The 6,000-nt window shown below is 73.7% G+C and carries 8 protein-coding genes; 5 read left to right on the top strand and 3 right to left on the bottom strand.

Annotation, left to right across the window (positions count from 1 at the left end; genetic code table 11):
• The first annotated feature begins 233 nt into the window (after window positions 1-233).
• From AB0B40_RS31205 to AB0B40_RS31195, 3 genes are all read left to right on the top strand, one after another.
• Entirely contained in the window at window positions 234-1,286 is a 1,053-nt protein-coding gene (locus tag AB0B40_RS31205; RefSeq protein ID WP_345060287.1) for a chorismate-binding protein, read from the top strand.
• Window positions 1,283-2,104 (top strand): aminodeoxychorismate lyase, encoded by an 822-nt coding sequence (locus tag AB0B40_RS31200; RefSeq protein ID WP_345060289.1) that lies wholly within the window; start codon window positions 1,283-1,285, stop codon window positions 2,102-2,104. The genes AB0B40_RS31205 and AB0B40_RS31200 overlap by 4 nt, the downstream gene beginning before the upstream one ends.
• A gap of 75 nt (window positions 2,105-2,179) precedes the next feature.
• Entirely contained in the window at window positions 2,180-3,004 is an 825-nt protein-coding gene (locus tag AB0B40_RS31195) for a GNAT family N-acetyltransferase (protein ID WP_362266846.1), read from the top strand.
• A 31-nt stretch (window positions 3,005-3,035) separates the two neighbouring features.
• Here the strand turns inward: AB0B40_RS31195 and AB0B40_RS31190 are convergent, their stop codons facing one another.
• Window positions 3,036-3,569: a DsbA family protein gene (locus AB0B40_RS31190; RefSeq protein WP_345060293.1), complete on the bottom strand. Its 534-nt coding sequence runs from the start codon at window positions 3,567-3,569 to the stop codon at window positions 3,036-3,038.
• A gap of 188 nt (window positions 3,570-3,757) precedes the next feature.
• Between AB0B40_RS31190 and AB0B40_RS31185 the strand changes: the two genes are divergently transcribed.
• Both AB0B40_RS31185 and AB0B40_RS31180 read left to right on the top strand, forming a co-directional pair.
• Window positions 3,758-4,195 (top strand): hypothetical protein, encoded by a 438-nt coding sequence (locus tag AB0B40_RS31185; RefSeq protein WP_362266843.1) that lies wholly within the window; start codon window positions 3,758-3,760, stop codon window positions 4,193-4,195.
• A gap of 155 nt (window positions 4,196-4,350) precedes the next feature.
• Window positions 4,351-4,503, top strand: a complete 153-nt coding sequence (locus AB0B40_RS31180; protein WP_167345734.1) for a hypothetical protein — start codon at window positions 4,351-4,353, stop codon at window positions 4,501-4,503.
• 63 nt (window positions 4,504-4,566) lie between these two features.
• Here AB0B40_RS31180 and AB0B40_RS31175 read toward each other — a convergent pair whose 3' ends face one another.
• Both AB0B40_RS31175 and AB0B40_RS31170 read right to left on the bottom strand, forming a co-directional pair.
• On the bottom strand, window positions 4,567-5,127 hold the full coding sequence (locus tag AB0B40_RS31175; RefSeq protein ID WP_362266841.1) for a CGNR zinc finger domain-containing protein: 561 nt from the start codon (window positions 5,125-5,127) through the stop codon (window positions 4,567-4,569).
• A gap of 355 nt (window positions 5,128-5,482) precedes the next feature.
• Window positions 5,483-5,896 (bottom strand): SsgA family sporulation/cell division regulator, encoded by a 414-nt coding sequence (locus tag AB0B40_RS31170; protein ID WP_004002642.1) that lies wholly within the window; start codon window positions 5,894-5,896, stop codon window positions 5,483-5,485.
• Between the last annotated feature and the right edge of the window lie 104 nt (window positions 5,897-6,000).

Raw genomic sequence — 6,000 nt, 5'->3', positions numbered from 1 at the left:
AACTCGCGACCTCAACCTTGGCAAGGTTGCGCTCTACCAACTGAGCTACGTCCGCCTGTCGTTTCGGTCCGCTTCCGCGTCCCGGCGACGTGTTGAACTCTAGCGGATTCCCGGGCCAGCACAAAAACGCGTTTACGCAGCGTGCTGCGGTGCGCCCGGCGGGCCCGGTGGCCGGGTCCCCCTCCGGGACATCCCGAGGTCGCCTCCCGGACACCCGACCTAGACTCGACCACGTGCTCCACCACCCTCCTCTCGCCCGCTTCGGCGACCGCGTCGCCACCGGCCTCCTCGACGTCACCAGCGATCCGGCCGCCCTGGACTCCAGCGGCTTCTGGGCCGTCTGCGCGGACTTCGAGGGCCGGCTGACCTGCGCCCGCTTCGCGGACGTACGGACGGAGCCGGTGCCCGCGCCGGTGCCCGGCGGATGGCGGGGCCCGGGGCCGGGGGAGTGGACCTCCTCCCTGGACAGGGCCGCCTACACGGCGGCCGTCCGCCGCATCCGCGAGCACATCGCGGCCGGTGAGGTCTACCAGGCCAATCTCTGCCGGGTGCTCAGCGCGCCCGTCGCCCCGGGCGCCGACGTGGACGCCCTCACCGCCGTACTGGCCCGGGGCAACCCCGCGCCCTACGCGGGGACGGTCCGACTGCCGCGGCACGGCGTGGAGATCGCCACCGCCTCGCCCGAGCTGTTCCTGAGCCGCGACGGCCGGACGGTCGAGTCGGGCCCCATCAAGGGCACCGGGCGGACCGAGGCGGACCTCCTGGAGAAGGACTACGCCGAGAACGTGATGATCGTGGACCTGGTCCGCAACGACATCGGGCGCGTCTGCGCCACCGGCAGCGTGACCGTCCCCGACCTGTGCGCCGTGGAGAAGCATCCGGGCCTGGTCCACCTCGTCTCCACCGTCCGCGGCGAGCTGCGCGAGGGAGCCGGCTGGCCGGAGCTGCTGGACGCGGCCTTCCCGCCCGGCTCCGTCACCGGCGCCCCCAAGTCGAGCGCCCTGAGGATCATCGACGCGCTGGAGACGGCGCCGCGCGGCCCGTACTGCGGCGGCATCGGCTGGGTGGACGCCGACCGGGGCACAGCCGAGCTGGCCGTGGGCATCCGCACCTTCTGGATCGACCGGTCCGCCGGGGGCGCGGCGACGCTGCGCTTCGGCACCGGTGCCGGCATCACCTGGGGGTCCGACCCGGAGGGGGAGTGGCGGGAGACCGAGCTGAAGGCGTCCCGGCTGCTCGCGATAGCGTCGGGGACGTACGAGGAGACCGAGGGAGCGCTCACATGAGGATCTGGCTGGACGGCGGACTGCGGGACCTGGACACCGCGAGGATCTCCGTCCTCGACCACGGGCTGACCGTCGGGGACGGCGTCTTCGAGACCGTGAAGGCGGCCGACGGCGAGCCGTTCGCGCTCACCCGGCACCTCGACCGGCTGACCCGCTCGGCCCGCGGCCTCGGCCTGCCCGACCCCGACCACGACGAGGTGCGTCGCGCCTGCACGGCCGTGCTGGAGGCCAACCCGATGGCGCTGGGCCGGCTGCGGATCACCTACACCGGCGGTCACGGACCGCTCGGCTCCGACCGCGGTGAACACGGCCCGACCCTCGTGGTCGCCCTCGGCGAGACCACCCGCCGCCCGGACACCACCGCGGTGATCACCGTCCCGTGGACGCGCAACGAACGCGGCGCCCTCGCCGGGGTGAAGAGCACCTCCTACGCCGAGAACGTCGTCGCCCTGGCCCGCGCCCACGGACTCGGCGCCTCCGAGGCGCTGTTCGGCAACACGGTCGGACAGCTCTGCGAGGGCACCGGGTCGAACGTCTTCGTCGTCCTGGACGGCGAGATCCACACCCCGCCGGTCGCCTCCGGCTGCCTGCCCGGCATCACCCGGGCCCTGGTCGCCGAGTGGACCGGCGCCAAGGAGACCGACCTGCCGCTGGACGTCCTCCAGCGTGCCGACGAGGTCTTCCTGACCTCCACGCTGCGGGACGTGCAGGCCGTGCACCGGATCGACGACCGCGAACTGCCCGGTGCCCCCGGCCCGGTGACCGCCAAGGCCATGCGTGTCTTCGACGAGCGGGCCGGGCAGGACCTGGACCCCTGAAGCCGGGTGCGGTGACGTGAACGGGGCGGGGAGAACGGGCTGACGCGACCCGTCGCCGTGGGTAGAACTCCTGTGATGACCACGACCCTGCGGCCGGCCGAGCCGCTCCGGACGCACCCCGACGGGACCCGCTCCCGGCGCTTCGCGGTGTGCGTGAACAGCCGTCCCGTCGGGGAGATCCGCCTCGGCACCTCGCCGGACCCCGGCGGCCCGGTCGCCCGCGTGGCGGACCTGCGGATCGCCGAGCCCGACCGGCGGCGCGGCCGGGGCACCGTGGCGCTGCTCGCCGCGGAGGAGGTGGCCCGCGGCTGGGGCTGTGCGCGGATGGAGACGGTGGTGCCCGTCGCGGCGGCCGCCGCGCTGCGCCTGTTCGGCACCCTCGGCTACACGGAGCACGGCCGCGGCATGGTCAAGCGCCTCGGCGGCACCGCGCCCGAGCTGCCGCCGGACCGTCACGCGCGGCCCATGACCGGCGCCGAGTTCGACGCGTGGCGGGAGGCGCGGAGCGAGCGGTGCGCGCGCGGGGGGACCGGCCGGGGCACGCCCGGGGCCGCGGCCCGCGCCGAGGTCCGCGACGACCACGCGCGGCTGCTGCCGCGGGGGCTCGATACCGACGGCATGCTCTTCAGCGTGCTGGAACACGCGGGCGGCCCGGTGGGCACCCTGTGGGTGGCGCTGGAGGAGGCCAGGGCGTACGTGTACGACGTGCGGACCGACGCGGCCCACCGCGGCCGGGGACACGGCCGCACGCTCATGCTGGTGGCGGAACGCCAGGCGGTCGAGGCCGCCCGGCCGGTCCTCGCCCTCGACGTGCCCGCGGGCAACACCCCCGCCGAGCGGCTGTGCGCGTCACTCGGGTACGAGACGGTGACCCGCTCCCTGAGCAAGCCGCTGCTCTAGGGTCTTCCGTGCTCCAGGGTCTTCCGTTTCCTCAGGCCTCCCGGCCGTCCCGGTCAGCCAGCAGCCGGTCCGCGATCTCCTCGATGCGCTCGCGCAGCCCCTCCTGGCTCTTGCCGCCGTCGAGGCGTTCGCCGCCGATGACATACGTCGGGGTGCCGGTCACGCCGATCGCCTTGCCCTCGGCCTGGTCGGCGTCGACCACGAGGATGTGCCGGCCGTCGATCAGCGCGGTGTCGAACTCCTCCGCGTCCAGGCCCAGTTCACCGGCGACCTCGACCAGGAAGGGTTCTCCCCGGCGGTCCAGCTCCGCCACCCGCTCCAGCACGGCCTCCACGTACGGCCAGCCCCTGCCCTGCTCCAGCGCCTCCTCGGCGGCCTGGGCGGCGGCGAAGGCGTGCTGGTGCTTCTCCAGCGGGAAGTGCCGCAGCCGCAGCTCCAGCCGGTCGCCGTAGCGGGCACGCAGGGCGCGGACGTCGTCCAGGGCGGTACGGCAGTCCGGGCACTGCAGTTCACACCAGACGTCGAGGACGAGGGCATCCGCGCGTGCGGGGGAGGAGTCGCTCATGTCCCCCAGTCTTCCAGGCCGGGCGCGGGCGGCCCAACCGGGACCTCGGCGTACGGCGCTCCCGCCGGGGCCGGGACTCCAGTAGGAGACGACCCGGAGATCTCCCTGATGTCCCCCGGGACCGTGGCCTCGCGGGGATCCGGAGGTGCACGATGGAGGCGACAGACCGAGCCCGCCGGGAGGACCGGATGATTGCCGAGACAGTGTGCTCCGCCGTGTCCGCGGCGGGCCTGGGTATCGCGGTGGTCACCGCCTACCGCAAGCGTTTCCTGACGGCGGCCCGCCTCGCGGCCTACTCGCTCGTGCCGGTCGGCCTGGTGATGACCGGGGTCGTCGGCTGGCTCGCCGACACCGCCCTCAGCCCCACCGCCTGGGCCGGCTTCGGGGTGCTGGGTGCGGCCTGGCTTCTGTTCGCCGGGACGCGCGCCGTGGAGCGCCGGCGCCGAGGTGCCGGGGCCGGACGCGAAGCGGCGGGGCGGGAGGCGGTGGCCCCCACGGCCTCGGCACCCTCCCTGGGCGGCGCGTCCCGTCCCGCCGGCGGGCCTGCGGCCACCGCGCCCCGGGCCCACGGCTCGGCGGAGGACTTCAGCGACATCGAGGCCATCCTCAAGAAGCACGGCATATGACAGTCACATGACTGACTGAAACGACACAGTGCGTCCGGCGACGTCCGGAATCGTTCACCAGCCGAACGAGACCTCACGGTATTCGGCGATCTCCCGGAAGATCCGGGTGGGGTGATCGCGGACGGGGCGTCGCGTGCGCCATGATCTGCCGCGAGATGCTGGACACGACACAGAGCGAGGCCGCGCCGCCGAAGGACGAGCCGCGCGGGTGCCTCTTCGCCCTTTCCCAGCCACCGCTGATGATCTTCCTAGCGGTGATCGGGTGTCTGCTCCTCATGGCTGCGCTGCACGACCTGCTGTTGCTGTGAGCCGTACACGTCCGTCCCGGCGCCACCCGCCGGGACCGACGTCGCCCCGGGCGCCGTCCGCTCTCAGCCCGCCGCTTCCTTGCGCCGGGCCCGGTAGGCGGCGACGTGCAGCCGGTTTCCGCAGGTGCGGCTGTCGCAGTAGCGGCGCGAGCGGTTGCGGGAGAGATCCACGAAGGCGCGTCTGCAGTCCGGTGCCTCGCAGCGCCGCAGCCGTTCCTGCTCCCCGGCCACCACGAAGAAGGCGAGCGCCATCCCGCAGTCCGCGGCGAGATGGTCGGCCACGGAGGCACCCGGTGCGAAGTAGTGCACATGCCAGTCGTAGCCGTCGTGGTCCGTCAGGCGGGGAGTGGTGCCCGCGGCGGCGATCAGCTCGTTGATCATCATGGCCGCGGACCGGGCGTCCGGGGCCGCGAAGATCGACGCGAACCGCCCCCGGACCCTGCGCACCGCCGAGAGATCGAACTCCGACAGCACACCGACATCGCTGATCTGGTGGTTTCGTACGAACTCCGCGAGAGCCGGGACGTCGGACAGTCCGTCCGCCGCCGCCTCGTCCTCCGGCGCGGAGTTCACCAGATCCACCACGGTGTCGAGGGCGCACCGGGTGTCGTGGGTGATCAGCACGTTTCGCTCCCTGGCCTGGGGGTCGGGCGGGCGCCCGCCGATGCTGGCCGATGGTAGCGACAACCGCGCCGGCCGTACCCGTCCTTCGCCCTACCCGCTCGCCGGTACAACGCCCTCGTGCGCCGCGGGGTTCCCGGCGCCGTCCCGGCTGCCGGGGCGGGCCGCCTGACGGCCCGCGGGGCCGCCCGCACACTCTCCGTGTCCGCCCGTGCGCGGACCGGGGCCGACGCGGCACAGGCCGGCGCCGCCCCGTGAGCGCTCACGGTGGCGGCGTCGGCCTGTGCCGTATGCGGTTGTCTTGGCCCGAGCCGTCTCCCCGAGTGGACGGCGCCGGGCTGCTTGGGAGGGCGGCGACCTAGCTCTCCGCCAGGATGTGCGAGAGCTCCTGATCCAGGTCGAAGTGCCGGTGTTCCGTGCCGGGCGGCACGGCGGCGTCGGTTCGCTTCAGGAAGGACTCCAGGGCCCGCGCCGGGGCCTCGAGCAGCGCCTCCCCCTCCGGGGAGCTCAGGGCGATGCACACGACGCCCTGACCATGGCTGCGCGATGGCCAGACGCGGACGTCGCCGGTGCCGGTGGGCCGGTGCAGCCCCTCGGCGAGGAGGTCGCGGGCGAACACCCACTCGACGGTCTCCTCGGCTCCGGTGTGGAAGGTGGCGTGCACGGCGTAGGGGTCGGCCGTGTCGTACCGCAGGCCTGCGGGGACAGGCAGGGAGGACTCGCTCGACACAACGAGGCGCAGGTGCAGCTCGCAGCTGACCGTGGTGTTCATAAGCGCCAGGGCCTTTCGCTCAGTGTGCGCTCGGGGATTCGCACGTCGGCGAAATCGACATGCCACCTACGGTGCCGTTGTAAACCCCTCTGAGTGTTTTGCGT

The sequence above is a fragment of the Streptomyces sp. NPDC042638 genome (assembly GCF_040647235.1).
Lineage (GTDB): Bacteria > Actinomycetota > Actinomycetes > Streptomycetales > Streptomycetaceae > Streptomyces > Streptomyces rameus.
The sequence above is the reverse complement of the archived record's forward strand: the minus strand, read 5'-3'. Positions and strand labels throughout refer to the sequence as shown.